The sequence below is a fragment of the Cohnella rhizoplanae genome, assembly GCF_948329515.1.
Taxonomy (GTDB): domain Bacteria; phylum Bacillota; class Bacilli; order Paenibacillales; family Paenibacillaceae; genus Cohnella; species Cohnella rhizoplanae.
Genome location: NZ_CAOJCN010000012.1, coordinates 75,960 through 102,788 on the forward strand (window position 1 = coordinate 75,960; position 26,829 = coordinate 102,788).

The following is a 26,829-nucleotide window of genomic DNA, read 5'->3' on the forward strand; positions in this document are numbered from 1 at the left end:
AGCATATGCCAGAGCGCGGCGGCGAGGCCTACAAACGCGATCTGCTCGAGATCCAGAAGGTCGACTTCGCGCTCGTAGAGCTCTCCTTGTTCCTCGATACGCATCCCGCGGACATGCAGGCGCTGCAGCAGTTCAATCAGCTGGCCCAGCTTCGCAAGCAGCTCATGGCGACGTTCGAGCAGAAGTACGGGCCGCAGATGGGGTTCGGCAACAGCTTCAGCCGGTATCCATGGCAGTGGAACGATACGCCCTGGCCGTGGCAAGTGTAGGAGGGGAGGCGCGATATGTGGGTTTATGAGAAGAAGCTGCAGTATCCCGTCAGGGTCGGCAAATGCGATATCCGCATGGCCAGGTATCTGACCGAGCAGTACGGCGGGGCGGACGGAGAGCTCTCTGCGGCGCTGCGCTACCTGAACCAGCGATACACGATCCCGGACAAAGTCATCGGCTTGCTGACCGATATAGGGACCGAGGAGTTCGCCCATCTCGAGATGATCGCCACCATGATCTATAAGCTCACCAAGGACGCGTCCGTAGAGCAGCTGGAAGCCGCGGGGCTTGGGCCTCACTACGTCAACCACGACAGCGCGCTCTTTTACGAGAACGCGAGCGGGGTGCCGTGGACCGCTGCCTATATCCAAGCCAAGGGAGATCCGATCGCGGATCTGTATGAAGACATCGCCGCCGAAGAGAAGGCCCGGGCGACCTACCAATGGCTCATCGACATGACGGACGACGTCGACATTCAGGACAGCCTTAAGTTCCTGCGCGAGCGCGAGATCGTGCATTCGCTGCGCTTCCGCGAGGCCGTCGAGATCATCAAGGCGGACCGGGAGCAGAAAAAGGTATTTTGATAGCGAACGCCTCGAGCGTCTTGAACGACAAGCGGGCTCATTCGCAAACGCGGACCGCCGGGAGATCCGGCTGTCCGCGTTTGGGAGCGGCTATTCGCGCATGATGCCGCTACAAGCCGGCTGCTTTTTTAATTCGCGCCCTTTCGCCGACGATGACTGCCTTTAACGCTTCCGTGCCGTATGCGCCCGCACCCGTAAAGGCATTCGCATTTTCATAAAAAACCATCCGGAACGAAGTTCCGTCCTTCAGATGCACCCGCAGGAAAATGCCGTACTCGGGCTTATTGTTTTTATGGATCGTATCGGAGCCTACGATCTTGAGCCGCGGCAGCTCTCGGCCGAAGACGGCGGATGCTTCGGGCGCGAAGTCGCCGATCGGACTGCCGTCGATACCGCTCTCCAGGCTCACTTTGGAGAAATTGCCGTCCAGATCGTACAGCTCGCCGAGCGTGCCGGCATGCGGATTGCGGACCGCCTCATACACTCTGCCGTCCGCAACGACCCGGTAGGACGTCTTGTAACCGATCAACGCGTAGATGGGCGTTCCCGCAGGCAAGTAGGACGCGACGCCATCGGCTGTCTTATGTTCCGAGCAGGGGTGCGCATCCAGCGTGTACGTTACTTCTCCGATTTTCTTTCCCCGTTGTTCATCCGCCACTGCCTGCGTACCGTCCTGGTTATATAGATAATCGACGCCGCCAATGATTAGAAAATCGCCCCACTCGTATTCGCCGCACGCATTTAAGGCGTCCTTCAGCCTGTTTTTCGCATCGCAGCCCGTTGAAGCCAGCCAAACGGCCAACGCAAGCAAGACGAAGACCGATCGATTGACTGCCCGCATTCAAGTTCACCTCGCTATAAGTCCTATGACTTTTGTCATTTATTTATCATTGAGAGGTGGTATTATAGAACCATTATTATAGGAAATATTGTAAAGGATGGTACGCGTCATGCCCTATTACTATTTTAATGAAATATGGACGCCGTTCAAGCTCATCGGGATCCGATTGTATAAGGATGAAGATCAAACTTTATGGGTCAAGATTTGGCATTTAAAAAAGCGGCGGCTTCGTTCTTGAATTCGGCTCGTATGCGCGCTTCCGTGCAGCTTTCCTAAGGGGAGAGCGGGTTGCGGCGTACGCCGGGCTTCGGTATGATGGATGAAAAACGCCGAGGAGTCATCTATGAAACGATACGAATTGCCGGAAGCCATGCTGTTCGATCTGGACGGAACGCTGTTCCGTACCGAGACTTTGCTGGAAGAAGTTCACCGTCGCGTATTCGCCACTCTGCGGGAGGAAGGCTTGTACCTGGCGCCGGAGCCGCCCGTCGGGCGACTGCTGGGCTCGCTCGGCATGCTGCTGGAGCATATCTGGCAGCGGGTGATGCCGGACGGTTCTCCAGCTGCGCAGGACCGGGCGAACGAATTGCTCTTGCAGTACGAGCTGGAGGAGCTCGAGAACGGACGGGGCGAATTGTACGAAGGCGTGCCCGAAGTGCTGAACGAGCTGAGGTCGCGCGGCGTGCGGCTGTTCGTCGCCAGCAACGGGCTGGAGAGCTACGTCAAAGAAGTGCCGCGCCTAAGAGGCATCGGGGAGCTTTTCGAGGGGTTCTACAGCGCCGGCGAATACGGTACGAGCTCCAAGGTCGACCTTGTGAAGCTGCTGCTGACCGATAGCGGCGCGAAGTCGGCCTGGATGGTGGGCGACCGCAACTCGGACATCGAGGCCGGCAAAGGCAACGCCCTGTTCACGGTCGGCTGCGACTACGCAGGCTTCCGGCGCGAAGGCGAGCTGGACGGAGCGGACGTGCGGATCGCGAGTTTTAGCGAGCTGCTGACGTTGGTGGGCCGAAGCGGCGGATGAGAAAAAGGAGTAAGCTCCCGGGGAGCTTACTCCTTTTCCTGTCTTCATGATTCGAACAAGGGGAGCCGGCCGCTCATCCGAACTCGGCACCGCCACCGGATGCCTCCGATTCGTAACCGCCTGCCGGCCGCATGCCCGCCGCGGAGCCGTGGCCTGCCGCGGCTGCGGCCGACTGCGGCCGTCCCGTCGCTAAGCTGCCGCCCGCGCCGCCGCCAGCTCCGTTGCCTCCGGCGCCGCCGCTGCCCGTGCCGACGCCGCCTACCGTGCGGCTCTTGCCGGTACGCGCCAGCCGCCGCTGGCGGTGCAGCCACTGGGCGTACTCCAGCGGCCGGGTCAGCGCCGTCCGGTACACGTCCCGCTCGCCTGCCTGAATGAACACCTCGCGCGACGGTTTCGGATTGACCTCAAGCAGCCAGACGCGGCCCTCGCGGTCGATCGCCAGGTCCAGCGCGAGCTCGCACAGCGCGCCGTACGTGCGCTCGAGGTGCCGCGCCACGCCGATGCCGAGCGTCTCCGCCGTCCGGCGGATCTGGCCGATGCGCTCCTCGCTGCCGATCCACTCGCGCAGCAGCGTCTTCATGGGCACCGCCCTGCCGCCGCCGTGCAGATTGCTCGTGATGCTGCGGGGCGGGCCGACGCGTCCGGCACAGCCGGTGAGCGTCCATTCGCCCTCGCCGTTCTTCTGCACGAGCATCCGGTAATCGTGCACCCGGCCGCTCGGCAGCCGGATATGCAGCCCTTGCTGCGCGATATATCGGTCTCCGTGCTTATCCCATGACCGCAGCACGCCGGAGAGCTGCTCCTTGGACACCCGGCGAGGCGTCACGATGCGGCGTCCGTGGTCGCGGCCCTGGACGGCATAGCTGCCGTCCTTCATCCGCTCGACCCGCAGAATGCCGCGTCCGCCCGTGCCGTTGATCGGCTTCACGTAGACGAGGGAATGCTTGCGCAGCATGGCGTGAACATCCTCGGGCGTATCGTAGAACCGGGTGGCCGGCAGGTGGGATTCGAATGCGGCGACCTTGCCCAGCGTCCGGTGCACGGTCCATTTGTTGCGCAGCGGCCGGTTCAGAAACGTCAGATGGCCGTACTTCCGCCGAAACGCGAGCAGCCGCTGGAATCGCGAACTGCGCTGAATGCGGCAGCGGTCGTAGATCAGCTGCGGGAACCGCACCCACTTGCGGTCCCAGGACCGAGATTCCGGATGGTAAAACAGCGCATGGATGCGGTCGCCGTCCTCGTCTACGTCGTCCGGCGTGAATACGAATACGGTAAGGCCGAGCTTGCGTCCGATCGCGGTCATTCTCGCGTAGACGGGTTTTTCCTCCAAGGCCTTGCGTTCGTTCAGGTACAGCGTCAATATGCCTAGCGTCGGCTGCGCCGCCAAGTTTGCCACCTCCGGCTCCGGTATTCCAGCATTGCAGGCGCAGCGTCCTTACCTTCGCTCCTGGAACCGCCGGCGATGAATATAATGGCCGTACTGGAAAATGCGTTCGAGCGATTTCTTGCGAATATGCGGCTCGTCGAACTTCATGGGCTTGGAGTTGGCCTCGAAAAACCACAGGTGGCCTTCCTCGTCGATCCCGAGATCCATCGACATCTCGAACAAACGGCAGCGCGAGGCACGCTCGATCCGGGCGGCAAGCACGAGTACGGTCTGACGGACTTTATCGAACACCTGCTGCGCCTTCTCGGCGCCGAATACGGCCGCGAGCAGCCGCTCCGGGTCCTCGATGGACCCGCCTCTGGGCACATGGGTCGTGATGCTAGACGTGCCCGCCATCCGAGCGCCGATGCCGGTCAGCTCCCAAGCCCCGTCCGCGTTCTTCTGCACGAGCGCGCGCAGGTCGAACGGCCTTCCGTTCACCTTGGCCAGCGAGATGCCCTGCTGCGCGATATACGGCTCGGCCTGGGACTTCACGTTGGACCGCACGCGCGTCCACAGCCGGTTCAGCGTCGAGCAGTGGTAGGTGCTGCTCCCTTTTTCGTCCTGCACCTGCAGACGGTAGGGAAGATTTTTCTCCGGCGAGATCTTCACCGTCATAATGCCGACGCCGGCCTTGCCCATGACCGGCTTGAGATACACGAGCGGATGGCGGCGCAGCATGCCGGACAGCACCTTCTGCTCGGTCAGGCGTTTCGTCTCGGGCACATAGGCGCGCGTCGTTTTGTATTCGCTCAGCCATTTGAACAGCGACCATTTATTGAAGAAGCGGCGGTTAAAAAAAGCCATATCGGGCTGGCTGGCGATCCGGGCCAGCTTCTTGCGGACCCAGGGCAGCCTCTCGTCCTCGCGCAGCGGGATACGGTTGTATACGACGGAGGGGCGGGGGAACCACGACTTGAGCCAAATATCCTTCGCGGCGTTGTAGGTGAAGCCCAGCACGCGAGGCGCGCCGAGCTTCAAGTTGCGGACGGTCACGACATAGGCCAGAAAACCCTGATCCTCGCCCGTTTTAAGCAGATCGGCGAAGTTCTGTCGGTTGCCCCTGAACAGCTGGAGATCGTCGTCGATCGTCAGAATCGCGAGCACGGGCCGCTCCTGCGCCTGCGCCTGCACGGTGGCGCCGGCGGGCGCCACGGCGAGCACGCCCGGATCGGCTGCGGCTGGTCGTAGCATCAGGACTCATCCTTCCTGCGGAATTTGCTGAGGTACAGACAGTGGTCGAGAATATACCCGAGCGACGCCTTGCCTTGCTCCTTGAGCGCAGGATGCTTGAAGATGGAACGGCCCGGCTTGGCGTTCGCCTCGAACATCCAGATCTCCCCGTCCTTGTCGATGCCGATGTCGAGGCCGAGCTCGCCCAGGGTGTGGTTGTAGTTGCGCTCGATCGCCTCCGAGAGCTTGACGGCCGCGTTCTTGGCATCCTGCAGCACCTCGGACGAGCGGTCCCCGAACGTCCTGCTCAGCGCCTGCTCAGGCGTCATGAGCTGTCCGCCGTTCTTGACGTGGGTCGTCACGCTGCCGCGTCCCGCCTTCTTGGCGCCGATGCCGGCCACGACCCAGCGGTTGTCGCCGTCCTTGTGCATATGGAACCGGAAGTCGATAGGACAGTGGTCGATCTCGATCAGCCGGATGCCCTGCTGCACGACGTAGCCGGCCAGCCTCGCGCCATGCCTGGCCCGCAGCATCTTCATCAGGCTCGAGAAGCTCGTGAAACGCAGCAGCACGTTGCTCGTGCCTCGCCTGTATCGGACGAAATAACCCCGCTTCGGGTGGTAGGTGAGCCGGTAGATGCCCATGCCGAGGCTGCCGCCCGTCGGCTTGTAATAGAGAAAGTGGTGTTTCTCGAGCAGCTCCTTGATTTTTTCGGAGGTCGGATTGTTGATCGACTCGGGCAGGTGGGCGAGCGCTTCGGGATCGTTGTCCAGCAGGCTGTAGACGTCGGACTTATTGAAGAAGCTCCAGTTGAAGAACGGAATCCGCCTTCTTACGAACTTCTCGCGCAGCGAGGTGATATAGCTTCCCGTCTCCGCGCGCCTGCTCGGGAGCCTGTTGTACACGACATCGGGCAGCGGCACGACGCGGCGCACCCAGCCGCCTCCGCCGTCGAGGAACCAGCCGTGCACCGTTTCCTGCTGCCAGTTGATGTCCTTCGGGGTGAACGCGAAGAAATAAGCCTTTTTCTGGCCGATCGCTAGCAGCTGCCGGACGAACCCGGTGCGGGAGCCGAAGGGAGCGGTCTGCGAGCGGGTGCCGTCCGTCAGCACGCCGATAAGCGGGCCAAGCTGGATCTCGTCGCCGTCCGCGCCGGCCAGATAGACGTTCCCCGACTTGGGGATTCGCATGGACCGGCGAAGTCCGGCGGACAGAAAGACGTGGTTTCCCTTGCGCTTTACGGTCTTCAGGGCGGCCGGAACGACATCCCGGCCCAGTTTCACGTTTATCGTTTTGCGGCCGTCAATATTTAGCATCTTGGCGAGCGGGCCCGACAGCCATATGACCTTCTCCGCCTGCTGCGTGAAGTGAACGTTGCACAAGGTCAAACTCATGACATACCCTCCCAGAAGATACAAGCAGGATGTAACGCGCATAGGCCAAGGGGTTGTGGATCGCATCCGACATGGCATCCGTACCGGCCTCGGCCATGGAAGCGCGGCCGGGCTTCGTATTCGCTTCTAGGAACCAGATCCGGCCCCCGCGGTCGATGCCGTAATCGAGGCCGAGCTCCGCGAAGCGTCCGTACATTTGCTCCAGGCGGGCCACGATCTCCGCGGAAGCTTCGCGCACGCGCCGAAGCAATCGGTCGGCGGCCCGCTCGCCGTACAGCGCGGCGAGGTAAGGACCTGGCGGCCGGGCGATGCCTCCGCCGTGCAGATTGGCCGTCACGGAGTCGTGCGAGCCGGTCCGGACCGCGATGCCCGTCAGCCGCCAGGCGCCGGTGCCGTCTTTCTGCATGAGCGCGCGCAGGTCGAAGGGCTCTCCGTCCGGTCCCCGCAGCTCGAGCAGCGGCTGCATGAGATAGGGACGTATACCGATCCAGGCGCGGATCTCGCGCAGCGCGTCGCGGCGGGGAAGCCTGCGCGCCGGGACATGACGTCCCGCGGCGTCGCGCCCGCCGAGCGTCCAGCTGCCGTCCCCGGACGCTGCGACGACGAGCGCGCCTTTGCCCTGGGAGCCGCCCGAGGGCTTAAGGAAGGCGGAGCCGCCTCTCGCCCGGATCCAGGCCGCGAGCGACGCGGCGCCCCGGTAAGCGGCCGACGGCGGGAGCAGCGGACGAATCTCCGGATAGCGGGACAATGTCCGGAACACGGCCGTCTTGCCCGGCAGGCTGCCGTTCAGCAGCTTGAAGCCGCCTCGCTCCCGCATTGTGCGCAGCGCGGCGAGGCTGCGATCCCTGGCTTCGCGGTCGTCCGGCCATATCCGGTCGTACAGCAGGACCGGCGCCTCCACGATGGCCCGCCGCCAGCCGCCGCCCGCATATCGCCAGCCGGCGACCGTGCCCGTGCGGGCATCCCAAGTCGCGGGATCGAAGGCATACGCTTCGAGCGCATGCTTCGGCGCGGCGGCCATCAGACGCCGGATGAAGTCCGCTTCGGCGAACGGCGCGGCCGCCCCCTCTTCCGATTGTTCCGTTCGTTCGCTGACCAGAATGCCGATCGGACGCAGCGCTTCGCCGTTCGCGGCGCCTGGGTCCATCGCGCGGTCCCGTGCGGGGCTGCCGGCCAAGCCGCGCGCGCGGCGCCGGTCGCCGTGCCGATCTCCGTTAGAATCCTGCAAGGTAACGGGCATATTGAATCATCATCCGCACCGACGGGCGGATTTTCCCCTCGTTTAATGGCGTATTGTCGTTCTTGGAAGGCTTCGAATTCACTTCGAGCAGCCATACGCGCCCCGACGTGTCGAGCGCGAGGTCGACGCCGAGCTCGCCGAAATGGGCGGGTATCCGCTCGTCGACGCCCTTCGAGATATCGAGCGCGGCCTTGTGGAGCCGGGCCGAGACATCCTTGCGGGCGCCGGGCGCCATGTTCGACCTGGCGACCGCTTCCTTTACGGTGGACAGCGTGCCGCCTCTCGCGAGGTTAGACACGTAATGCTGGCTGCCGGCGATACGCCCCACGATGGAGGTGACGACCCATTTGCCCGAAGCGTTCTTCTGCGTCAGCGCGCGGAAGTCGACGGGCCTGCCGCCGATCTCGATGAGCGTCAGCCCCTGCTGGATCAAGTAGCGGACGGACTTCATCTTGCCGCTGATCGCCGAGAATACCTTGACCAGATTCGGGTACACCTGCTTGCGCGTGCCTAGCGGCGTCGTGAACGAGGCCGTCCAGCCTTCCTGTCCCGACCGGCTCAGCCGGATGATGCCTTTGCCGAGACTCCCCCGCACGGGCTTCAGGAACACGGACGCATAGCGGGAGCACATGCTTCTGAGCGTCGTATAGCTCATGAGCGAATGGGATTCGGGCAGATAGCGCAGCACCGCCGTATCCCCCTTGAGCGCCTCGAACACTTCGGATTTGTCGAGGAATTTCTCGTTGAACACCTGGGCGCCGTATCGCTGCTTGATGTCGTTTAGAAAATGTTGGACGCTGGACTTGTTCTCGAGCTTGCGCGAGGTCAGCCGGTTGTTCACGACGTCCGGCGCCGGCAGGACCGCCTGGTGCCAGCCGCCCTGGTATACCCAGCCTTCTACGCCGCCGCTCCTCGCCCCGATGCCGCCCGGCGTGAAGAAGTACACGAACGCGCCTTGGCTGCGGCATGCGTCCACCAGCTCCCGGCAGAACATCGTGATGCTCCCGAACGGCTTGTCGGGCTGGGCAGGGTAGTCCCGGCTGACCAGCACCCCGATGATGGGGCCGATCGACAGCGTGCGGGAGCCCGGCCGGTACTGCAGCCGCAGCGGCGTGCCCGAGGCGAGGCCCATGCGCCTGGCCAGCGCATGCCCGATGCGCAGGCCGTCGTACCGGGGCACGGAGACCGCGGTGACGGATTGGCGGAGGGAACCGAATTGCAGAATGAGCTGCTGCTGGGCCGGGATTTTGGCTGCCTTCATCACCGAATCCCCCAGCATCAGGACGTCATCGGCCATTATGCCGGAGCTTACGACCTGGACGTCGACCTTTGGGGTAGTCATGTGGACGGCTCCTTCCAACGTGCTCGCTGTCCGCCCTTGCGCGGCCCGGGTGGGCGACGATGCGGACGCAGGCGAGAATACACCATCATATGAGGACATCTATCCATAGGTGATTGGCCGACTCCGCCTAAAAACACTATACTGGGAAGAAACGAGCGATCGGGGAGGCGGGCAAGATGAGGGATTCGCAGCCCCTGTGGACGAGGCGAATGAGCGGCATCGTGCAGCTGAGGCTGCCGCTTCCGTTCGCGTTGAAGTGGGTCAATGCCTACCTGCTTCGAGGCGAGGAGGGATGGACGGTCGTCGATCCGGGCTTGCGAACGGAAGAGTCGGAGGCCGCATGGGAAATCGTCATGGACGAGCTGGGCATCGGGTGGAGCGATATCGGAAGGATCGTGCTGACCCATTACCATCCGGATCATTACGGTCTGGCGGGCTGGCTGCAGTCGAGGACCGGCGCGGAAGTGTATCTGTCCGAGACAGCGGCTCTTTATGCGCATCGACTGTGGGGAGAGGGGGAGACATTCTCCGCGTCGCTCGCGGGCGCCTTCCGCGCGCACGGGCTGCCGGAAACGCTGTCCGGGGGCGTGCTGGCGCATCTGGAGAGCGTGAAGCGGCAGGTGCTGCCGCACCCGGCGCGTACGCGCATCATTCGCGCGGGAGACAAGCTGTCGTTCGGAGGCGCGGAGTGGGAGGCGGTCGGCGGCGAGGGACACGCGCCGGGCCATCTGGCGTTCTACGACCGCGATCGCCGGATGATGCTATGCGGCGACCAGGTGCTGCCGGACATCACGCCCAATATCGGCTGGATGCCGGACGGGGACCCGGACCCGCTCGGATCCTATCTGTCGAGCCTGGCGCGCATGGCGGCCATCGAGGTGGATACCGCGTTCCCGGGGCACCGGGAGCCCTTCGCCGAATACGGCAGAAGAGTGGCGGAGCTGCGCGACCATCATGCGAGGCGCCTTGCGCGCATGGCGGAGCTCGCGGAGGAGTTGGCGATAAGGAGCGCGGATACATCTGACGCGGGGGATGCCCGAGCGGTCGCAGCAACCGTGGACGCGGCGAGTGCGGGGGCAGCAAGTATGGACCAAGCGAGTGTGGGCGCAGCAAGTATGGACCAAGCGAGCGCGGGCGCAGCAAGTATGGAAGCCTCCGTGCGCATGAATGCGGCGGGCTCGGCTGGCCGATTCCAATCGTTCGCGATGTGCGAGACGCTGTTTGGCGAGCGAGTCCTAGGCAATCCGCACAATCTGCGGTTTGCGATGGCGGAGACGATCGCCCACCTGGAGCGAATGGCCCTGTCGGGCATGCTGATTCGCGAGACGGAGCCAGCTTCGGCCGGCGGCCAGGTTTATTATCGACCGACTGAAGGCTGACTGCCGGGGCACCATGCCCCACCGAGCTCCGCGCATTAGCACCAAAATGGTGCGATGCGCCCGCAGCCGCGGCACGCGCCCGGCCGAACTCGGCGCGTTAGCACCAAAATGGTGCCATGCGTCCGCAGCCGCGGCGCCCCGCCCGGCCGATCTCCGCGCGTTAGCACCAAAATGGTGCGATGCGCCGGCAGCCGCGGCGCCCCGCCCGGCCGATCTCCGCGCATTAGCACCAAAACGGTGCCATGCGCCGCACCCGCAGCCGCGGCGCCCCGCACGGCCAAGCTCCGCGCATTAGCACCAAAATGGTGCCATGCGCCCGCAGCCGCAGCGCCGCACCCCATCTAACTCCGCGCATTTGCACCAAAATGGTGCCATGCACCCGCAACCGCAGCGCCCCGCCCGGCCGATCTCCGCGCGTTAGCATCAAAATGGTGCGATGCGCCCGCAGCCGCGGCGCCCCGCCCGGCCGATCTCCGCGCATTAGCACCAAAATGGTGCCATGCGCCCGCAGCCGCAGCGCCCCGCCCGGCCGAACTCCGCGCATTAGCACCAAAACGGTGCCATGCGCCCGCGGCCGCGACGCCGCGCCCGGCCGAACTCCGCGCATTAGCACCAAAACGGTGCTATGCGCCGCACCAGCAGCGGCGGCGACGCGCAACCGCAGCAATCAAGCGCACGCGAAAAAGCCGAGAAGGCGCCCAGCGGGGCCTTCTCGGCTTTTTCGATTACTGCTTCCCTTCTTCGCTGCCCAGCGCCTCCTGCATCGCTTCGCGCTCCGCCTGCTTGCGGTGGGCGATCCGGCTTGAAGCCGATGCGGCGATCGCGCCGACGATATCGTCGAGGAAGGTGTGGACGTCCTTGCCGTTTTTCTCGTTCAGCTTCTTCAGTACGCCGGGCTTGAACTTGTCGACGTAGCCGAAGTTCGTCATGCCGATGCTGCCGTATACGTTCACGATGCTGAGCGCCAGCACCTCGTCGCAGCCGTACAGCCCTTCGTCGTACCAGATCATGTCCTGCAGCGGCGGCAGCAGCTCGCCCTTCTCGGCGAGCATGTCCAGCTGGATGCCGGTGAGCACCGCGTTCTGCACCTCCCGTTTGGACAGGACGGCTTCGACGTTCGTCACGCATTCGTCCAGCGTCAGCTCGGGATAATAATCCTTCTGCAGCAGCATCACGAGCTGGCCGATCTGCTCTTTGGCCACCCCCCGCTTGCCGAGCCACTCCATGGTCGCCTGCGCGACCTCCTTGCTATTCAGCCGGTAATTAGCCGGATTGGACAATGCGAACACCTCTTTCTTGTTATCGCTTCCCTGCATGGCGCGAAGCGATATACGTCATTTATATTCTTTCGCGGCGCCCGGACAAACCGTACATATTTCTACCGGGGGCTCGTATACATAGTACTACAATACGAGGGAAGCGATAAAGCGCGGCGCCCCTGCGGGAGGAAAATGCGACTATGATACCTATCGATTATCGCAAACCATTGTGGAAGCTGCTGGCGGCGGGCGGACTGGCCCTCGCGGTCACGGGCTGCAGCATGTCGGGCGTGGAAAAGACGGCGACGGAATCGATCGACGCGCCGCCGGCCTCCGTGGAGAACCAGATGCTCCAGCTGGCGGACGACGCCATGGCGCCCATGGGCAGCTCGGCGATCGCCGACGGGCTGACGGTCTATCTGAAGGACAGCCGGGGCTACATCGCGCCGATGACGCTGGACAGGTCCAAGCAAGAAGGCAAGCCGGGCCAGAGCGCGCCCGAGCTGGAGGCGCTGGCCTGGATGACCTCCGACGCCAAGCTTGCGGGGCAGCTCCCGCCGGGATTCACGCCCGTGCTGCCGAAGGGCACCGTCGTCTCCTCCGTCGTCAAGAATCCGGAAGCCGGATCGGTCACCGTAGACTTCGCGCAGCCGCTAGCCGGAATCCCGGCATCGGACGAGCGCAAGGCGCTGGAGGCGATCGTCTGGACGATGACGGAGCTGCCGGGCATCGACAAGGTGCATCTGACCGTCGCAGGACAGCCGATGTCCGAGCTGCCGGCCACCGGCGTGCCCGTTCCCGGCGTGCTGACGCGCAACATCGGCATCAACCTGGAGCGCTCGCCGCAGGTCAAAGCCAGCGATTCGATGGCCGTAACGCTGTATTTCTCCGCGAAGAACGAGCAGGGGGACGGTTACTTCGTGCCCGTGACGCGTCTGGTCGAGCGGCAGAGCGACCGCGCGCGCGCCGCGCTCGGCGAGCTGATCAAGGGACCTCAGGACACGAATAGCTTGAATTCCGTCATGCTCGCGAATACCACCGTAGAAGATCTCGCCCTGAAGTCGGACACCGTGCAGGTCAAGCTTCAGGAACAAGGCTGGACCGCGGGGCTGTCGATGCCGACCGAGATGATGGAAGGCCTGGTGCTGACCTTGACCGAGGCGACCGGCGCTCCCAAGGTATCGGTCGCCGTCAACGGCAGCAGCGAGCTGACGGGCACCAACAACGAGACTTACGAGCAGCCCGTCGAGCGTCCGACGCAGATCAACGCCTATACCGGCTGAGCCGGCCGCTCCGCGTTCGTCTAACGGATCAGCCCCGAACCCTGAATGGATACTTTGGCGCGCACGTCGAACCGGATCTCCCGGTAGAGGCTCTTCCATTTTTCCCAGCTCCCTTTGGCATTATGACGATCGGCCAGGTAGTGCAGCCCAAAGCCGTACGGATCGACTCCCGCGTCGCGGATCTTGTAGAGCATCCGCTCGGCTTCCTCGGCGAAGTGCTTGGCCATCTTCCGCTCCAGTCCGCTCCAGTCCTCCTCCAGCAAGTGGGGAGGGCTTTGCTCGAGGAAGCCTTCGATGCGAATATTGACGACGGCTACCGGATCGCTGCCTCCCTTCAGATCGATGCTCGAGGTGTTTCTCGTGGCCGCGAGCACGATGTTAAGCGGCTTGTCCGGGAGCACGATGATCGTATTGTCCACGCCGAAGGCCGTCATATTGAACAGCAGCGTCTCTTCCGGATCCAGGTAGAGGCGCGCTTTATTTTTGTCCAGCAGCGCGGCGCGGTCGATCTTGTAGGCGTCGAGGAAAACGCTCGCGACCGGAAGAGCCGGATCCAGGCCGGTCTCGTAGAGGCGACGGTACAGGTCGAACAGGTAAGTCGTCACCGTATGGGCGGATTCCGTCCCTTCGTTGCCGAAGGAGAGGAACAGGGAATTGCCCGGATACCGCTCGGACTTGGGCTTTAGGCTCACCACGGACAGCGCGTCCGGATCGCCGATCATCATGTTCGACACGCTCTGGATATCGCGGCGGCGGGACAGCCATTGCATCGAATTATAGATGCCGTCCTTTGCGACCAGCTCCTTGCCGAGCACGAACTCGCGGCAGTGGCCGAACTCGAGCTCCTTGTCGACCGTCGCCTTGAGATGGCGCACCGCTTCGGCGATCGAGGCCGCGTCCACGGTCTGGACGACGGACATGGCGCCGCCTTCCTCGACCTTTGAAGAAGGAAGCGCCAGCCGGAGCGTCACGCGATAAGGCTTGGCGGGATCGTTCGAATAATCGAAGCCCGCGGAGACGACGAAATACCGTTTGTCGATGTCCTTAAGCTGACAGCCGCCGAGGACGAGAAGGAGCGTCAGACAAACGATGCAGGACAGCATCCGTTTTCCCGTCATGGTCACGAACCTCCGCCTTGGGGCGCCAGCGATGCCTCAGATCGTCTCATGCGCCCTTTTTTCTTCATGTACCAGAACGCCAGCAGCATAAAGACAAGAATGGATTCGACGATAAAATGCGTGATCAGCCACATCTCCGCCACGACCCGGTTCAGCAGGTCATTGGTGTAGTAGGCGTAAACGAAGGTTACGACCACCCAGAACGAACAGATCCACCAATTGACGGCCGGTACGTTCACCTCGTCCGTCAGCGGCTTGTACCGTTTGAAGCAGGCTTTTAAGAACTCCATCCCCGTATGCCACGTATTCATGACGAACAAGAGAGACAGGAACGTGTAGAGCAGCAAGAACAAATACAGCACGCGCTGGATAAAGCCGTACTTCATCATGAGGCTGTCCGTCGTGACGCTCCATACGTACAGGTAGTTGCCGACCGCCTGCGTGCCGTGGAAGCCGATGGGCACGAAGAAGGAGACCAGCAGAAAAAACGTGCCGACGATCGGGATCATCCATCGGAAGCGGAACTTGAGGTCGGGCGGGTGGAGCCGGTTGAACAGCGTGATATTCATATGACCGGAGAACACGAAGGAAGCCGCGAAAAAGCAGGCCATGGAAGGCGGCTTGCGGATGCCCGCGCCGGCGACGAGCCGAATGGCGTCCCAATCGAGCCAATCGCTGAACAAGGCCTTGCTCAAGATCCACAGAACGATCGGCGAGCTGACGACCAGCAGCACCTCGTGCGCGAATTGGACCGAACGGGACGAACGGGTTGCCGCCCAGAGCGAAGCGATGGCCATGATGCCGAGATTCAGGTAAGAGCTGGCCTCCGGGTCGAAAAAGATGCCGATCGTATTCGAGTAGGAGAACAAGACGATGATTCCCGCGCTGCTCCATATGACGACGCCTATAATATTGAGGCAATTGGCCAGCCAGACGGGAAAAAAGAGCTTGTAGATCTCGGGGAGACCGAGGCCGGGAAAACGCTGAAAGACGGAGGACGTCACGAAGCTGTACAGCGTTCCGCAGGCGATCGCGAGGGGGAACGAGGAGACGGCGCCGTCGAATCGATGGCTGATCAGTACGTAGGGAACGAGCACCATGATGTTCATCATGCCCACGTAGAAGATGTGATAATAGTAATACCGGATCATCGGCGACCATCCCTTCCCGCGCTTATCTGTTTTTGCTGCCGGCTACTCTTGCCTTGCTCTGGAACAGCGCGAAGTAGGGCTCGCCGAAGCTTCGCATATTGCACAGGTAGACGACCATCATGAACAGCGCCACGACCACGCCCACAAGGCCGGCGAACACGGCGACCGCGACGAACCCGTATTTTAAGATGCGGATAAAATAGCTGAACGTCGTATTCGGAATCACGAAGTTGGATATGGCGACGACCGACGTGACGATGATCATGACGCTGCTGACGAGACCGGCCTGCTGCGCCGCTTGCCCGAGGATCAGGCCGCCGACCGTAGCGGCCGTCGAGCCGACCGCGCGGGGCAGGCGGAGACTGGCTTCGATGAGCACCTCGATCATGAACAGCATGAGCAGCACTTCGATAAAGGACGGATACGGCACGGCCGCGCGGCTCCCGTCGATCGTGAACGCGAGCTGCACGCGGAAAACTTCGGGATTGTAGGAGACGATCGAGATGTAGAGCGCGGGCAGGGTAAGCGTCAGCAGCATCGATATATAGCGCAGTCCGAGCATGAAGTTGCTCATCCAGGACGGTTCGTAATGGTCGTCCATGGCGTACATGAAATCGAAAAAGTGCACCGGAAGCAGAATGGCGAACCGGCTGCCGTCCATCAGTACGGCGAGCTTGCCCTTGTTGATGTGCATGCTGAGCCGGTCGGGGCGCTCCGTCAGCTGCGTGATCGGGAACAGCCGATATTTGGCCTGCGACAGGTGCTTGGCGAGCTGGCCGGCCGAGAGCAGCAATCCATGGTCCAGGTTTTCAAGTCTTTTTCGGACTTCCTTCAGGGTTGCGTCGTTGCACTTGGTGCGGTCGTACAACAGGACGATTTTCGATTTGGACAGGTTGCCAGGCTCGTAGTTTTCCACGGATAGGTCGGGCACGTTGTATAGCGTTCGGACGAGCGTCAGGTTGAGGTCGAGATTTTCGGTAAACGCGGATTGGGGTCCCTGCAGGGAAGCTTCCACTTGCGTCTGGTCCGGCGCCGTCTGCATTCTGCGGATCGCGCGGAACACGAACACTTCACCTTCGTATCCCAGGATCACGTAGCCTTTGAGCAGGTAGTCGGCCAGGTGGTTGGCGGGGACGTCTTTCATAAAAGCTACGCTCGTGTGCAGCATCCTGCGGAACTCGTCGGGGTCGAACCGGTAGGAGAAAGGCACGATCACGGCGTCTTTGAGCTGATCCATGTCGCACATGCCGGGAAAAAAGCAGATCTGCATTTTCGCGTAGCCGTTGTCCATCGTCTCGGCCGTGAAGTCGGAGGGATTGCCGAGCTGATCTTGGATCGCCTCGATCATTGCGCCTTCTCCTTTCATTTCCAGTCGGGAGATAGCGTGCCCTGAATCGGGGAACTCATGCGTTGGCGGAGCGCCCGGGGCGATTGAGAGGCCCTTAGATGCTTTTGGCTTTGCACTCTGGTAAAATGGGATGGATTTTGTCGGGGGGACGCTTGTCCCGCCGCGTTAGCTCAAGGAGGAATGGCAACGATGAGATCGGACGGGAGAGAACGGGGCGAGCTGAGACCGCTGGCCGTCGCGCTGAATCCGAACAAATACGCCGAAGGCTCGGTTCAGATCGAGATGGGCGATACGAAGGTGCTGGTTACGGCTACGGTCGAGGAGCGCGTGCCGCCCTTTCTGAAGGGACAAGGAAAAGGCTGGGTGACCGCGGAGTACGCCATGCTGCCGAGAGCGACGCATTCGCGCAATCAGCGGGAGTCGGTCAAGGGCAAACAGGTCGGCCGCACGATGGAGATCCAGCGGCTGATCGGGCGCGCGCTGCGCTCGGTCGTCGATCTCGGGGCGCTGGGCGAACGCACGATCACGCTGGATTGCGACGTGCTCCAGGCGGACGGAGGCACGCGGACGACCTCGATTACGGGCGCCTTTATCGCGCTCGCGCTCGCCGTGCACAAGCTCGCGGGCACGCACGCGTTCGCGAAGTATCCGTTGACGGATTACCTGGCTTCGGTCAGCGTCGGCGTTCTCGGCGGCGATACGCTGCTGGATCTGAACTACGCGGAGGATTCCAAGGTCAAGGTGGATATGAACGTGGTCATGACGGGCGCGGGCGCGTACGTCGAGGTGCAGGGCACTGGCGAGGAGAAACCGTACTCGCGCGCCGAGCTCGACGGCATGCTGGCGCTCGCGGAATCCGGCATCGCGCGGCTGATCGAGCTGCAGCGCCAAGCGCTGGGCGAAGCGGGGGCGCGGATCGGCACGGTGCGGGCGTGAGGCTAGCGGCAGGCGACACGCTGCTCGTCGCGACGCGCAACAAGGGCAAGACGGCCGAGTTCAGGGCGGCATTCGCCGAGCTCGGCGTGAAGGTCGCCGATCTGACCGAGATCGAGAGCGGGCGGGACATCCCGGAGATCGTGGAGGACGGCGACTCGTTCGAGGCCAACGCGACCATCAAGGCCAAGACGGTGTCGCTCGCGACCGGATTGCCTGCGCTGGCGGACGACTCGGGTCTGTGCGTCGACGCGCTCGGCGGCGCGCCGGGCATCTACTCCGCCCGATACGCGGGCGAGGGAGCCGGCGACGCGGCCAACAACGCGAAGCTCGTCCGCGAGCTTCGCGCGGCTGGCGCTTCCGTGCCGGCCGACGCGGCAGGGGGAGCGCCCGAGCCGCTTAGCGCCGCCCGCTTCGTCAGCTGCCTCGTCATCTACAAGCCGGGCGGCGACACGCTCTGCGCGGCTGGCGAGGTCGAGGGCATCATCACCGGCTCGCCGTGCGGCGAGGGCGGGTTCGGTTACGACCCGCTGTTCTGGCTGCCGTCGCACGGGCGATCGATGGCGGAGCTAACCGTCGCCGACAAGAACGCGATCAGCCACCGCGGACAGGCGTTGGCCGCGCTACTTCGCCTGCTGGATGCGTCCGGCACAGAGGTCTGACCGGAGACCAGGGGGCGATCTATCCAGAGCAAGGCGCAAAAGGGATGAAGCAGAGAGAAACGCTGCTCCATCCCTTTTTCCTTTTGCTAGACGAGCCTGACTTTGTACGCGCGCAGCCAGTAATCGACCTGCAGCAGATAAGCGAACAGCTGCGGACCGCTCATGAGCTGACCGAACCACGGCAGGTTCGTGGAGGCGTCGGCGGTCTCGGCGATATGGCGCACTTTTTTGCGGTCGATCAGCTGCAGCATCGGGGAAGACGGATCGTCGAGACGCTCCAGCAGCCGCGTTTTGACCGCAGACAGGTAATTCGGATTATGCGTCTTCGGATAAGGGCTCTTTTTGCGGTACAGAACGTCATGCGGCAGCACGCCTTCGAGCGACTTGCGGAGGATGCCCTTCTCCCGGTCGCCCGCCTGCTTGATCTTCCAAGGGACGTTGAACACGTAATCGACCAGGCGGTGATCGCAATACGGCACCCGCACCTCGAGTCCCGCCGCCATGCTCATCCGGTCCTTGCGGTCCAGCAGCGTCGGCATGAAGCGGGTGATGTTGAGGTACGACATGCGGCGCATGAGGCGCTGTTCTTCGTTTTCCCCGGGCAGCGGCGGCACCTCGCTCACGGCCTGGGCGTACCGGTCGGCCACGTACTCCCGCGGACGGATCGACTCTACGAGCCCGGGAGAGAGGATGCTCTCTCTCAGATCGACGGACAGCGACCAAGGGAACGTGCCGGCTTCCAGCGCATCCTTGCGGTGGAACCAGGGGTAGCCGCCGAATACCTCGTCCGCGGCTTCACCGGAGACGGCGACGGTCGCGCCTTTCTTGATCTCCCGGCAGAACAGGTACAAGGAAGCGTCGATATCCGCCATACCCGGGTAATCCTTGGCCCGGACGGCCATCTCCAGCGCGTCGACGAGCTCGGGCGTATCGAACTGGATCGAATGATGCGCCGTGCGCAAATGCTCGACCATGCGCGCGATCCACGGCGCGTCGGCGTTCGGCTGGAAGTCATGCGCTTTGAAATGCTTGTCGTTGTCCACGTAATCCACCGAGTACGTATCGACGTTGCCTTGGCCGGTACGATCGTAATAAGCGACGGCCAGCGCCGTCAGCGCGCTGGAGTCGAGTCCGCCGGAGAGCAGCGTGCAGACGGGCACGTCGGAGGCAAGCTGGCGCTCGAGCGTATCCGCGAGCAGCTCGCCGATGCGCGCGGAGGTGGTTGCCTCGTCGTCCTCGTGTTCCCGGCTCTCGAGCTGCCAGTAAGTTCGGATACGCAGGCCGTTCCGGTCGTAAGTAAGCGTCTGCCCCGGCTTGAGCTCCGACAGCCCGCGCCAGATGCCGTGGCCGGGCGTGCGGGCCGGGCCGAGCACGAACAGCTCGGCGAGTCCTTCGCCGTCGATCTCCGGCTCGACGTCGGGATGGGCCAGGATCGCCTTCGGCTCCGAGCCGAACAGCAGCCGGCCTTCGTCGCGGCGGTAGAAGAACGGCTTAACGCCGAGTCTGTCGCGCGCGGCGAACAGCGTCTGATCCAGCGAATGCCAGACGGCAAACGCGAAAATGCCGTTGAACCGCTCCACGCAAGCCGGTCCCCACTCCACGTATGCCTGCAGCAGAACTTCCGTATCGCAGCTGGTCTTGAACGCGTAGCCGAGCGAGAGCAGTTCCTTTTTGAGCTCGGGGGCATTGTACAATTCGCCGTTATAGACGAGGACGCAATCGTGGTCGTCCGCTTCCTTGGACGGGCGCACCATCGGCTGCGCGCCGTTCGCCGGGTCCATGACGGACAGCCGGCGGTGTCCGAACGCGCAGTGGCGGGACAGCCACGTGCCCGAAGCGTCGGGGCCGCGCAGCTCCAGCGTCTCCGTCATGCGCTCGAGCGCGTCGGCCTGCTGCGTCAAGTCCCGATTCCAATCGATCCAGCCTGTTATTCCGCACATGGCCTATCGCAACCTCCCCGCTGGTATCTGCCTGGCTGCCTAAAGAATGGGGCAGGACCAATCATAAGATGTGTATGCGGAATTCAGAGTAAAATGTCTGTCCTTGCGGAAAAAATAAGAACGGACGCCGAAAGGAGTGGGATGCGGCCATGTTGACGATCAGGTACGCCGCTTTTCGGAGGGTGCTTGCGAGGGGCAGGCAGCTGTACGGCGAGGTGGAGGTGCACACCGACCATCCCCGCGCGCCCCGGCTGCTCGCTTACTTCCGCAAGGAGGACGACGGTCGCCTGCAGCTCGTCCGCGTGATGAAGGAGGACTCCTATCTCGAGCCTGGCCTGATAGGCGTCGTCGACCTCCCGGTCTATGCCGCGGCCGAAGACGTGACGGAGCAGTTGTTCGGCGGACCGGATCACGCGGCGCTCGAGGACCGTCACGTATTCGGCAGGCAGATCGCCGCGATCGGCGAGGTGCGGGAAGCGCTCGATCGGGCGCTCGTCTAATGGGAGCCGGTCCATACCGGAAAGGAGGGGACGAACATGCCGGGCAAAAGAAAGAAAAACAAAGGCAACAGCTACGCCGAACAAGGCGAACAATTCGCGGAAGCGGTAATCAAGTCGACGGAAGGCAACCACCCCGCGCAAAACGCGCCAGCGACGCCTCACAATCGATAACGGGCGATGAATGCCGATACGAAGACGCCGGGGAACGGCATATGCCGAGCCCTCGGCGTTTTCGCGCGAAGGCGCCTACTTCAGCGCCGTCAGAATGACGCCGACCGTGATCAGACCGATGCCGATGCCGTTCAGCAGGGAGATTTTTTCCCCGAGGAAAAGAAACGCGAGCAGCGCGGCGATGACGACGCTGAGCTTGTCGACGGGACCGACCTGCGCGACTTTGCCGGACTTGAGCGCCAGGAAATAGAACATCCAGGACCCCGCGCCGGCCACGCCGCTGAGCGCGACGAAGGCTAATGCTTTTTTGTGACCCCAGATCGTCCCCAGCTCGCTCCATTTGCCCTGGATGACGACCACGCCCAGCATGAACGCGGCCATGATGACGGAACGTACGGCCGTCGCCGCGTTCGAGTCGATGTTCTGAAGTCCGATCTTGCCGAAGATCGCCACCAGCGCGGCGGCGGCGGCGGAGAGCAGTGCGTAGATCAGCCAAGCGCCCATTGCAGGAAAACCTCCGTTTACGATTATATGCTGCCCCCGCCCCGCGCAGTCACCGCATCCGTCAATCGGTGCTATAATGTAACGTAGCGATTGAGCGCTAGATCACGGCATCCTGGAGGCTTACGGCTTTGGCACACTTATACTTCAAGTATGGCACAATGAACAGCGGCAAATCGATCGAAATCATCAAAGTCGCCCACAATTACGAAGAACAAGGCAAGCGCGTGCTTCTTTTTACGCCGGCCATCGATACGCGCATCGGCGAGAACATCGTCGGATCGCGCACGGGGCTGACCCGTCCCGCGATTCCGGTGAAGGCGGATACCGATCTGTTCGAGCTGGTACGCAGCGAGCAGAGCGGCGAGGGGCAGCGCATCTCCTGCGTTCTCGTGGACGAAGCCCAGTTCTTGAACAAGAGGCAGGTGCTGGAGCTCACTTGGATCGTCGACGAACTCGATATCCCCGTGATGGCGTTCGGACTCAAGAACGACTTCCGCAACGAGCTGTTCGAGGGCAGCTACAACCTGCTCGTCAATGCCGACAAGATCGAGGAGATCAAGACGATCTGCTGGCACTGCGACCGCAAGGCCACGATGGTCGTCCGCTCGGTGAACGGCGTGCCCGTCAGCGAAGGCGACCAGATCATGATCGGCGGCAACGACGATTACAAGCCGGTGTGCCGCAGCTGCTACCGCAAAACGTTCCAGGGCGGGCTCTAAGCCGGTATAGCCGGGAGCATAGACGATCCCCGGGACTTCCGCTTATGCGGAAGCCGGGGATCCTTTCTTTTTCTTTACTGAGAATAAAAACAGGGGACGACGATAAGGATAACCCCAGTTCGAACAAACGGGACGGCGTGTCCGACTGGAGGCTACCGCATGTACTATTACAAGGAAGAGCTCATTAATATGATTAAGCCGGACAAGCCCGATCCTTCTGCCGCCAAGGTGCTGCAGGAGACGCTGGGAGGCCGCTTCGGCGAGATGCGCACCATGATGCAATTTTTCTTCCAGAGCTCGAACTTCAGGGGGAAAGACAAACAGTACCGCGACCTGCTGCGCGGCGTGTTCCTGGAGGAGATCGCGCACGTGGAGCTCGTGCAGAACACGATCAACCAGCTGCTGAACGACGCCGGCCTGTCTGAGCCGGGCGACGCAGGCATGGACCAAGCGCCGCTTGACGAAGCGATCAAGCACGCCAACCCGCATCATTTTATCATGGGCGCCAAAAGCTCTCTGCCGGTAGACGCGTCGGGCAACCCGTGGAACGGCTCGTGGGTGTACAGCCACGGCAACCTGATCGCGGACATGCTGGACAACCTGGTCCTCGAGTCGACGGGCGTGCTGCAAAAAACGAGAATTTACGAGATGAGCTCGAACCAGACGTTCCGGGAAACGCTGGCCTTCCTCATCGTGCGCGACAATGCCCATCAAAACGCATTCGCGAAGGCGCTCGAGACGCTTGGCGTCGACTGGGGCAAGACGCTGCCCATTCCGAATTACGATATCAACAAATATCCGGAATGCCGCAAATTCGTAGACATGGGCTTCCACAACGCCCTGTTCAACTTCCGCCTCGATCCTCATCGTGCCGCCGAGGTTTTCCAGGGGCAATCGCCGAGCCGCAACGGCGGTCCGCTGGCGGTCACGCCGCCTCCCCAAGGCTTCCCCGTGCCGCAGATGCCGGATATGCCGAACGAGCATAGCCCGGGCCTGTCCGACATGGAGCGGTAATAACAAAAAATCCCCGCGGTCCTCTCGAAGGAGGATGCGGGGATTCATTCGTTAAAGGGGGGGAAGTAAGAACTGGCGTCCCAAGAGGGATTCGAACCCCCGACCGCACGCTTAGAAGGCGTGTGCTCTATCCAGCTGAGCTATTGGGACACAGCCTGATTATATTACCACAGGGGCGGGGCTTCGCTCAAGTCCAAAATTAAAAATCGTCCGCTTGGCCGCCAGGTCCCGGAAGCAGCTTGCGCATATGCCGGAAGGGATGGCCGTTGATCGAGATGCGCTTGTCTTCCTCGAACCCGAGACGGCTGTACAAGGCGTGCGCGTCCCGATTGTCCACGTCGACGTTCAAGGCGATTCCGGCATATCCGCCGAGGGCCGCGTCGGTCTCGGCACGGCCGATGAGCGCCTTGGCGTAGCCGCGGCCCCGATACGCCGGGAAGACGGCGACCGCGTCGATGTAATATTCGTCCGCGTCGGCCTCCCGGTCCTGTACGACATCGCCGCAGCCGTCGCTGCGCAGCTGATCGGCGATAGGCGCGTATAGCGCAGGTGCTTCCGCGCCGCCGTAACACAGGATGGTGCCGGCGATCTCTCCGTTCTCCGCCGTCAGCAGCGCATGACGCTCCGCGCTGAACCGGTTGCCCGGCTTAAGGTAATACTCGATCAGCTTCGCGACCACGGCGGCTTCGCCCCTTTGGCCTGTCAGCTTGCAGGCGATGTCGCCGATCGCCAGCAGCACGAGCCGGGATACGGCCAGGGCGTCGGCGCGTCCGGCAGGTCTGATTGGCAAGGCGGGATGCCTCCTTTCTTCTGTCGGTCGGCGGAAAAATAAAAAGCCCCTGCGGTTGCAGAGGCCGGTCGGTTAAGGGGTTGGAGCGGGTGATGGGAATCGAACCCACGCCTCAAGCTTGGGAAGCTGGCGTTCTACCATTGAACTACACCCGCATGGCAGTAGTATAATAGCATAGCTTGACCGGTTTAGGCAACGTGACCGCTTTTTTATTTGCAGCGTCTTCGTGATATAATTCGATGCATCGGACGGATCCAGGTAGCGTATGGACAGCGATGGAGGAAGGGGTTCGCGCGCGTGTCGGACTTCACCGGCGACAATCTGGTCTTGTTTCCCAAGACCTTGGACTATTATCAGATACAATTGACGCGGATGCTCGAGACGGAGCGCTACGGGGAAGCGAAGGGGCTGCTGAATTTCCTGCTGCAGTGCGGCGGAGAGGCGGAACGCCACCATACCGAATGGCAGGCGCTGCTCGGCTGGCTGGACGCGGCGTTCCCCGAGGCGACCGCCGAGGGTTTGCCGACGGACGCCGAAGACGGCGCCGAGGAAGACGAGCAGGCCGACGCGGTGCTCAGGCAGCGCGTGCTGGACCGCGCGGCCGAGGATCCGGCTTACTTGCCGAGGCTGATCTCTATTCTTTTCGATAACGAGGATCCGGAGCAGCAATTGCTCGCGCTCGGCCAGATGGCCCATCTTCCGGGCCCCGAGACGGAGGAGGCGCTGCGGCGATGGCTGTCCGAGCGCGAGCGCCATCCGCTCGTGCAATTCCGCGCGCTTCAACTGCTGCGAGGGTTCGGCGCCGAGGGACCGGCCGTCGTGCTGCGGGACGGCGAGGCGCTGACGCTCGAGATCGAGGCGACGCCGCTGTCGTTCGAGGAATTTCCCCGGGCGGTGCTGGAGGTGCCGGAGAGGCTGGGCCGAATGGCGGAGGTGTCCGATCCTGCGCTGTCCTACTTCGCGGACGAGATGTGGCGCGAATGCGTGCAGGCGGCGTACGGCTCCAACGTTTTCAAGTGGATGATGGAGGCGGACGACGGCGCGGCGGACCTGTGGGCGGCCGCCCTGCACCAGCATCTGCTGGAGAAGCTCCACGGCCAGGCCGGGGACGAGTGGACGCGGGAGCAGTACGGCATTACGGGCGAATTGCGTTTCCGGTACGAGCAGGCGCTGCGGTGGCTCCGGGCTTACGGCGCGGATAAGGGCTGACCGTATCCTTTTTTGCCTTGAATTCGCTGCGAGAGTTGTTCTATAATAGAATGGTTTATGTCAATCGGCCGCATCTGGCGGCAAGACGTCTTCGGAGGGATTGAATATTATGCAAGCAAAATGGGAAAAAATAGAGAAGAACCTCGGCGTTCTTGAAGTCGAGATCGACGAGGCGCAGGTCGCCGAAGCGCTCGACAAAGCCTTCAAGAAAGTCGTTCAAAAAGTAAACGTACCCGGCTTCCGCAAGGGTAAAGTCCCGCGCGGCATTTTCGAATCCCGCTTCGGCATCGAGAGCCTCTACCAGGACGCGATCGACATTCTGCTTCCGGGCGCATACAGCGAGGCCGTCGAGCAGACGGGCATCGTGCCCGTCGACCGTCCGGACGTGGACGTCGAGCAGTTCGGCAAAGGACAGACCTTCATTTTCAAAGCCAAAGTAACCGTTAAGCCCGAAGTCAAGCTCGGCGAGTACAAGGGCCTCGAAGTGCCTGCCGCCGACACTGAAGTCAAGGAAGAAGAGATCGCAGCCGAACTCGAGCGCCTGCAGAACCGCCATGCCGAGCTGGTCGTCGTCGACGAAGGTCCCGCGCAGAACGGCGACACGACGATCATCGATTTCGAAGGCTTCCTCGACGGCGTTCCGTTCGAAGGCGGCAAGGGCGAGAACTATTCGCTCGAGCTGGGTTCCGGTTCGTTCATCCCCGGCTTCGAAGAGCAGGTCGTCGGCCTGAACATCGCCGAGGACAAGGAGATCAACGTCACGTTCCCGGAGAACTACCAAGCCGAGAACCTGGCCGGCAAGGAAGTCGTGTTCAAGGTCAAGCTGCATGAGATCAAGCGCAAGAACCTGCCGGCGCTGGACGACGAGTTCGCGAAGGACGTCAGCGAGTTCGACACGTTCGACGAATACAAAGCGGACCTGGCGAGCAAGCTGAAGGAACGCAAGGAAAAAGAAGCCGAAGCCGCCAAAGAAAACGCCCTGATCGACAAGGCCGCCGAAGGCGCCGAGCTCGAGATTCCGGATGCCATGATCCAGTCCGAGATCGACAGCATGCTGAAGGACTTCGAGAGCCGCCTGCGCATGCAGGGCATGACGCTGGACCTTTATTACCAGTTCAGCGGCCAGGACGAGGAAGCGCTGAAGGGCCAGATGCGCGTCGACGCCGAGAAGCGCGTCCGCAACAATCTGGTGCTCGAAGCGATCGCGAACGCAGAGAACTTGGAGATCTCCGAGGAGGAGCTGTCCGCAGAGCTGGACAATCTCTCGGGCATGTACAACCGCTCCGCGGACGAGCTGCGCACGATCTTCGGCTCCAACGGTTACATCGACACGCTGAACGCCGACCTCAAGGTCCGCAAGGCCGTCAAGTTCCTGCTGGAGAACGGCAAGACCGCATAAACTGCCGAGAGGCCCGGTACGAGGCCGCCCTCCGGCTTATAATCATGAGGCACGTGATCATCGCGTGCCTCATTTTTAACCCTACATATCCTCGAACCGCGGGCTTTTTCCGCCGACATGACATTCGGGTATGAACATGTTAGAATATTACCGAAT

26 protein-coding genes and 2 tRNA genes are annotated in these 26,829 nt (G+C 62.3%); 13 read left to right on the forward strand and 15 right to left on the reverse strand.

Annotated features, from left to right (window positions below):
* The first annotated feature begins 5 nt into the window (after positions 1 to 5).
* Both PQG80_RS17805 and PQG80_RS17810 read left to right on the forward strand, forming a co-directional pair.
* Positions 6 to 269 (forward strand): spore coat protein CotJB, encoded by a 264-nt coding sequence (locus PQG80_RS17805; protein ID WP_271752913.1) that lies wholly within the window; start codon positions 6 to 8, stop codon positions 267 to 269.
* Positions 270 to 284: 15 nt separating this feature from the next.
* Positions 285 to 854 (forward strand): manganese catalase family protein, encoded by a 570-nt coding sequence (locus PQG80_RS17810; RefSeq protein WP_271752786.1) that lies wholly within the window; start codon positions 285 to 287, stop codon positions 852 to 854.
* A gap of 109 nt (positions 855 to 963) precedes the next feature.
* Here the strand turns inward: PQG80_RS17810 and PQG80_RS17815 are convergent, their stop codons facing one another.
* Positions 964 to 1,695, reverse strand: coding sequence for a hypothetical protein (locus PQG80_RS17815; RefSeq protein WP_271752787.1), 732 nt, complete (start codon positions 1,693 to 1,695; stop codon positions 964 to 966).
* Positions 1,696 to 2,038: 343 nt separating this feature from the next.
* On the opposite strand from PQG80_RS17815, the gene PQG80_RS17820 reads away from it, so the two are divergent.
* Positions 2,039 to 2,719 (forward strand): HAD family hydrolase, encoded by a 681-nt coding sequence (locus PQG80_RS17820; RefSeq protein WP_271752788.1) that lies wholly within the window; start codon positions 2,039 to 2,041, stop codon positions 2,717 to 2,719.
* Between the two features lie 73 nt (positions 2,720 to 2,792).
* On the opposite strand, the gene PQG80_RS17825 is transcribed toward PQG80_RS17820, so the two are convergent.
* Genes PQG80_RS17825 through PQG80_RS17845 form a run of 5 tightly spaced genes read right to left on the reverse strand, consistent with a single transcriptional unit; the run spans position 2,793 to position 9,294 of the window.
* The gene (locus PQG80_RS17825; RefSeq protein ID WP_271752789.1) at positions 2,793 to 4,106 is read right to left on the reverse strand and encodes a YheC/YheD family endospore coat-associated protein; all 1,314 of its coding nucleotides are present in this window, start codon (positions 4,104 to 4,106) and stop codon (positions 2,793 to 2,795) included.
* Positions 4,107 to 4,154: 48 nt separating this feature from the next.
* The gene (locus PQG80_RS17830) at positions 4,155 to 5,339 is read right to left on the reverse strand and encodes a YheC/YheD family endospore coat-associated protein (RefSeq protein ID WP_271752790.1); all 1,185 of its coding nucleotides are present in this window, start codon (positions 5,337 to 5,339) and stop codon (positions 4,155 to 4,157) included.
* Positions 5,339 to 6,712, reverse strand: a complete 1,374-nt coding sequence (locus tag PQG80_RS17835; protein ID WP_271752791.1) for a YheC/YheD family endospore coat-associated protein — start codon at positions 6,710 to 6,712, stop codon at positions 5,339 to 5,341. Before PQG80_RS17835 ends, PQG80_RS17830 begins: the two co-directional genes overlap by 1 nt.
* Positions 6,621 to 7,952, reverse strand: coding sequence for a YheC/YheD family endospore coat-associated protein (locus tag PQG80_RS17840; RefSeq protein ID WP_271752792.1), 1,332 nt, complete (start codon positions 7,950 to 7,952; stop codon positions 6,621 to 6,623). The genes PQG80_RS17835 and PQG80_RS17840 overlap by 92 nt, the downstream gene beginning before the upstream one ends.
* Entirely contained in the window at positions 7,927 to 9,294 is a 1,368-nt protein-coding gene (locus PQG80_RS17845; RefSeq protein WP_271752793.1) for a YheC/YheD family endospore coat-associated protein, read from the reverse strand. Before PQG80_RS17845 ends, PQG80_RS17840 begins: the two co-directional genes overlap by 26 nt.
* A gap of 176 nt (positions 9,295 to 9,470) precedes the next feature.
* On the opposite strand from PQG80_RS17845, the gene PQG80_RS17850 reads away from it, so the two are divergent.
* A complete protein-coding gene (locus tag PQG80_RS17850; RefSeq protein WP_271752794.1) occupies positions 9,471 to 10,673 on the forward strand; it encodes an MBL fold metallo-hydrolase in 1,203 nt (400 codons plus the stop codon).
* A 725-nt stretch (positions 10,674 to 11,398) separates the two neighbouring features.
* Here PQG80_RS17850 and PQG80_RS17855 read toward each other — a convergent pair.
* Positions 11,399 to 11,899: a phosphatidylglycerophosphatase A family protein gene (locus PQG80_RS17855; RefSeq protein ID WP_271752914.1), complete on the reverse strand. Its 501-nt coding sequence runs from the start codon at positions 11,897 to 11,899 to the stop codon at positions 11,399 to 11,401.
* Between the two features lie 233 nt (positions 11,900 to 12,132).
* On the opposite strand from PQG80_RS17855, the gene PQG80_RS17860 reads away from it, so the two are divergent.
* Positions 12,133 to 13,215 carry a GerMN domain-containing protein gene (locus PQG80_RS17860; RefSeq protein ID WP_271752795.1) on the forward strand — a complete coding sequence of 361 codons (1,083 nt, stop codon included), beginning with the start codon at positions 12,133 to 12,135 and terminating at the stop codon, positions 13,213 to 13,215.
* Positions 13,216 to 13,235: 20 nt separating this feature from the next.
* Here PQG80_RS17860 and PQG80_RS17865 read toward each other — a convergent pair whose 3' ends face one another.
* From PQG80_RS17865 to PQG80_RS17875, 3 genes are read right to left on the reverse strand one after another with little or no spacing between them, the layout of a single operon-like run.
* Positions 13,236 to 14,333: a Ger(x)C family spore germination protein gene (locus PQG80_RS17865; protein WP_271752796.1), complete on the reverse strand. Its 1,098-nt coding sequence runs from the start codon at positions 14,331 to 14,333 to the stop codon at positions 13,236 to 13,238.
* 2 nt (positions 14,334 to 14,335) lie between these two features.
* The gene (locus PQG80_RS17870; protein ID WP_271752797.1) at positions 14,336 to 15,484 is read right to left on the reverse strand and encodes a hypothetical protein; all 1,149 of its coding nucleotides are present in this window, start codon (positions 15,482 to 15,484) and stop codon (positions 14,336 to 14,338) included.
* A gap of 22 nt (positions 15,485 to 15,506) precedes the next feature.
* Complete coding sequence (locus PQG80_RS17875) at positions 15,507 to 16,832, reverse strand: spore germination protein (RefSeq protein ID WP_271752798.1); 1,326 nt, start codon at positions 16,830 to 16,832, stop codon at positions 15,507 to 15,509.
* Positions 16,833 to 17,021: 189 nt separating this feature from the next.
* On the opposite strand from PQG80_RS17875, the gene rph reads away from it, so the two are divergent.
* Together rph and rdgB are read left to right on the forward strand one after the other, a co-directional pair.
* On the forward strand, positions 17,022 to 17,768 hold the full coding sequence (gene rph / locus PQG80_RS17880) for a ribonuclease PH (protein WP_271752799.1): 747 nt from the start codon (positions 17,022 to 17,024) through the stop codon (positions 17,766 to 17,768).
* Entirely contained in the window at positions 17,765 to 18,427 is a 663-nt protein-coding gene (gene rdgB / locus PQG80_RS17885) for an RdgB/HAM1 family non-canonical purine NTP pyrophosphatase (protein ID WP_271752800.1), read from the forward strand. Before rph ends, rdgB begins: the two co-directional genes overlap by 4 nt.
* Positions 18,428 to 18,513: 86 nt before the next feature.
* Here the strand turns inward: rdgB and asnB are convergent, their stop codons facing one another.
* On the reverse strand, positions 18,514 to 20,367 hold the full coding sequence (gene asnB, locus PQG80_RS17890; protein ID WP_271752801.1) for an asparagine synthase (glutamine-hydrolyzing): 1,854 nt from the start codon (positions 20,365 to 20,367) through the stop codon (positions 18,514 to 18,516).
* A gap of 149 nt (positions 20,368 to 20,516) precedes the next feature.
* On the opposite strand from asnB, the gene PQG80_RS17895 reads away from it, so the two are divergent.
* Positions 20,517 to 20,867 carry a hypothetical protein gene (locus PQG80_RS17895; RefSeq protein ID WP_271752802.1) on the forward strand — a complete coding sequence of 117 codons (351 nt, stop codon included), beginning with the start codon at positions 20,517 to 20,519 and terminating at the stop codon, positions 20,865 to 20,867.
* 36 nt (positions 20,868 to 20,903) lie between these two features.
* A complete protein-coding gene (locus PQG80_RS17900; RefSeq protein ID WP_271752803.1) occupies positions 20,904 to 21,038 on the forward strand; it encodes a hypothetical protein in 135 nt (44 codons plus the stop codon).
* A gap of 75 nt (positions 21,039 to 21,113) precedes the next feature.
* On the opposite strand, the gene PQG80_RS17905 is transcribed toward PQG80_RS17900, so the two are convergent.
* Positions 21,114 to 21,542, reverse strand: coding sequence for an EamA family transporter (locus PQG80_RS17905; protein ID WP_271752804.1), 429 nt, complete (start codon positions 21,540 to 21,542; stop codon positions 21,114 to 21,116).
* A 128-nt stretch (positions 21,543 to 21,670) separates the two neighbouring features.
* Here PQG80_RS17905 and PQG80_RS17910 point away from each other — a divergent pair, with 128 nt between their 5' ends.
* Together PQG80_RS17910 and PQG80_RS17915 are read left to right on the forward strand one after the other, a co-directional pair.
* Positions 21,671 to 22,261: a thymidine kinase gene (locus PQG80_RS17910; protein WP_271752805.1), complete on the forward strand. Its 591-nt coding sequence runs from the start codon at positions 21,671 to 21,673 to the stop codon at positions 22,259 to 22,261.
* A gap of 159 nt (positions 22,262 to 22,420) precedes the next feature.
* Complete coding sequence (locus PQG80_RS17915) at positions 22,421 to 23,275, forward strand: manganese catalase family protein (RefSeq protein WP_271752806.1); 855 nt, start codon at positions 22,421 to 22,423, stop codon at positions 23,273 to 23,275.
* 73 nt (positions 23,276 to 23,348) lie between these two features.
* Here the strand turns inward: PQG80_RS17915 and PQG80_RS17920 are convergent.
* From PQG80_RS17920 to PQG80_RS17930, 3 genes are all read right to left on the reverse strand, one after another.
* Positions 23,349 to 23,425, reverse strand: a tRNA-Arg gene (locus PQG80_RS17920).
* Between the two features lie 49 nt (positions 23,426 to 23,474).
* Complete coding sequence (locus PQG80_RS17925) at positions 23,475 to 24,065, reverse strand: GNAT family N-acetyltransferase (protein ID WP_271752807.1); 591 nt, start codon at positions 24,063 to 24,065, stop codon at positions 23,475 to 23,477.
* An 81-nt stretch (positions 24,066 to 24,146) separates the two neighbouring features.
* Positions 24,147 to 24,220 (reverse strand) — tRNA-Gly (locus tag PQG80_RS17930).
* A gap of 142 nt (positions 24,221 to 24,362) precedes the next feature.
* On the opposite strand from PQG80_RS17930, the gene PQG80_RS17935 reads away from it, so the two are divergent.
* Together PQG80_RS17935 and tig are read left to right on the forward strand one after the other, a co-directional pair.
* Positions 24,363 to 25,274, forward strand: a complete 912-nt coding sequence (locus tag PQG80_RS17935; RefSeq protein WP_271752808.1) for a HEAT repeat domain-containing protein — start codon at positions 24,363 to 24,365, stop codon at positions 25,272 to 25,274.
* 109 nt (positions 25,275 to 25,383) lie between these two features.
* Complete coding sequence (gene tig, locus PQG80_RS17940) at positions 25,384 to 26,673, forward strand: trigger factor (protein ID WP_271752809.1); 1,290 nt, start codon at positions 25,384 to 25,386, stop codon at positions 26,671 to 26,673.
* Positions 26,674 to 26,829: the final 156 nt, after the last annotated feature.

Coding starts and splice junctions, on each gene's coding strand:
- PQG80_RS17865 (WP_271752796.1), bottom strand. CDS start 14,333: ATGACGGGAAAACGGATGCTGTCCTGCATCGTTTGTCTGACGCTCCTT.
- PQG80_RS17860 (WP_271752795.1), top strand. CDS start 12,133: ATGATACCTATCGATTATCGCAAACCATTGTGGAAGCTGCTGGCGGCG.
- PQG80_RS17820 (WP_271752788.1), top strand. CDS start 2,039: ATGAAACGATACGAATTGCCGGAAGCCATGCTGTTCGATCTGGACGGA.
- PQG80_RS17905 (WP_271752804.1), bottom strand. CDS start 21,542: ATGGGCGCTTGGCTGATCTACGCACTGCTCTCCGCCGCCGCCGCCGCG.
- PQG80_RS17810 (WP_271752786.1), top strand. CDS start 285: ATGTGGGTTTATGAGAAGAAGCTGCAGTATCCCGTCAGGGTCGGCAAA.
- PQG80_RS17900 (WP_271752803.1), top strand. CDS start 20,904: ATGCCGGGCAAAAGAAAGAAAAACAAAGGCAACAGCTACGCCGAACAA.
- PQG80_RS17805 (WP_271752913.1), top strand. CDS start 6: ATGCCAGAGCGCGGCGGCGAGGCCTACAAACGCGATCTGCTCGAGATC.
- PQG80_RS17845 (WP_271752793.1), bottom strand. CDS start 9,294: ATGACTACCCCAAAGGTCGACGTCCAGGTCGTAAGCTCCGGCATAATG.
- PQG80_RS17830 (WP_271752790.1), bottom strand. CDS start 5,339: ATGCTACGACCAGCCGCAGCCGATCCGGGCGTGCTCGCCGTGGCGCCC.
- PQG80_RS17850 (WP_271752794.1), top strand. CDS start 9,471: ATGAGGGATTCGCAGCCCCTGTGGACGAGGCGAATGAGCGGCATCGTG.
- PQG80_RS17915 (WP_271752806.1), top strand. CDS start 22,421: ATGTACTATTACAAGGAAGAGCTCATTAATATGATTAAGCCGGACAAG.
- PQG80_RS17855 (WP_271752914.1), bottom strand. CDS start 11,899: ATGGAGTGGCTCGGCAAGCGGGGGGTGGCCAAAGAGCAGATCGGCCAG.
- PQG80_RS17870 (WP_271752797.1), bottom strand. CDS start 15,484: ATGATCCGGTATTACTATTATCACATCTTCTACGTGGGCATGATGAAC.
- asnB (WP_271752801.1), bottom strand. CDS start 20,367: ATGTGCGGAATAACAGGCTGGATCGATTGGAATCGGGACTTGACGCAG.
- PQG80_RS17815 (WP_271752787.1), bottom strand. CDS start 1,695: ATGCGGGCAGTCAATCGATCGGTCTTCGTCTTGCTTGCGTTGGCCGTT.
- rph (WP_271752799.1), top strand. CDS start 17,022: ATGAGATCGGACGGGAGAGAACGGGGCGAGCTGAGACCGCTGGCCGTC.
- tig (WP_271752809.1), top strand. CDS start 25,384: ATGCAAGCAAAATGGGAAAAAATAGAGAAGAACCTCGGCGTTCTTGAA.
- PQG80_RS17895 (WP_271752802.1), top strand. CDS start 20,517: ATGTTGACGATCAGGTACGCCGCTTTTCGGAGGGTGCTTGCGAGGGGC.
- PQG80_RS17875 (WP_271752798.1), bottom strand. CDS start 16,832: ATGATCGAGGCGATCCAAGATCAGCTCGGCAATCCCTCCGACTTCACG.
- PQG80_RS17840 (WP_271752792.1), bottom strand. CDS start 7,952: ATGCCCGTTACCTTGCAGGATTCTAACGGAGATCGGCACGGCGACCGG.
- PQG80_RS17835 (WP_271752791.1), bottom strand. CDS start 6,712: ATGAGTTTGACCTTGTGCAACGTTCACTTCACGCAGCAGGCGGAGAAG.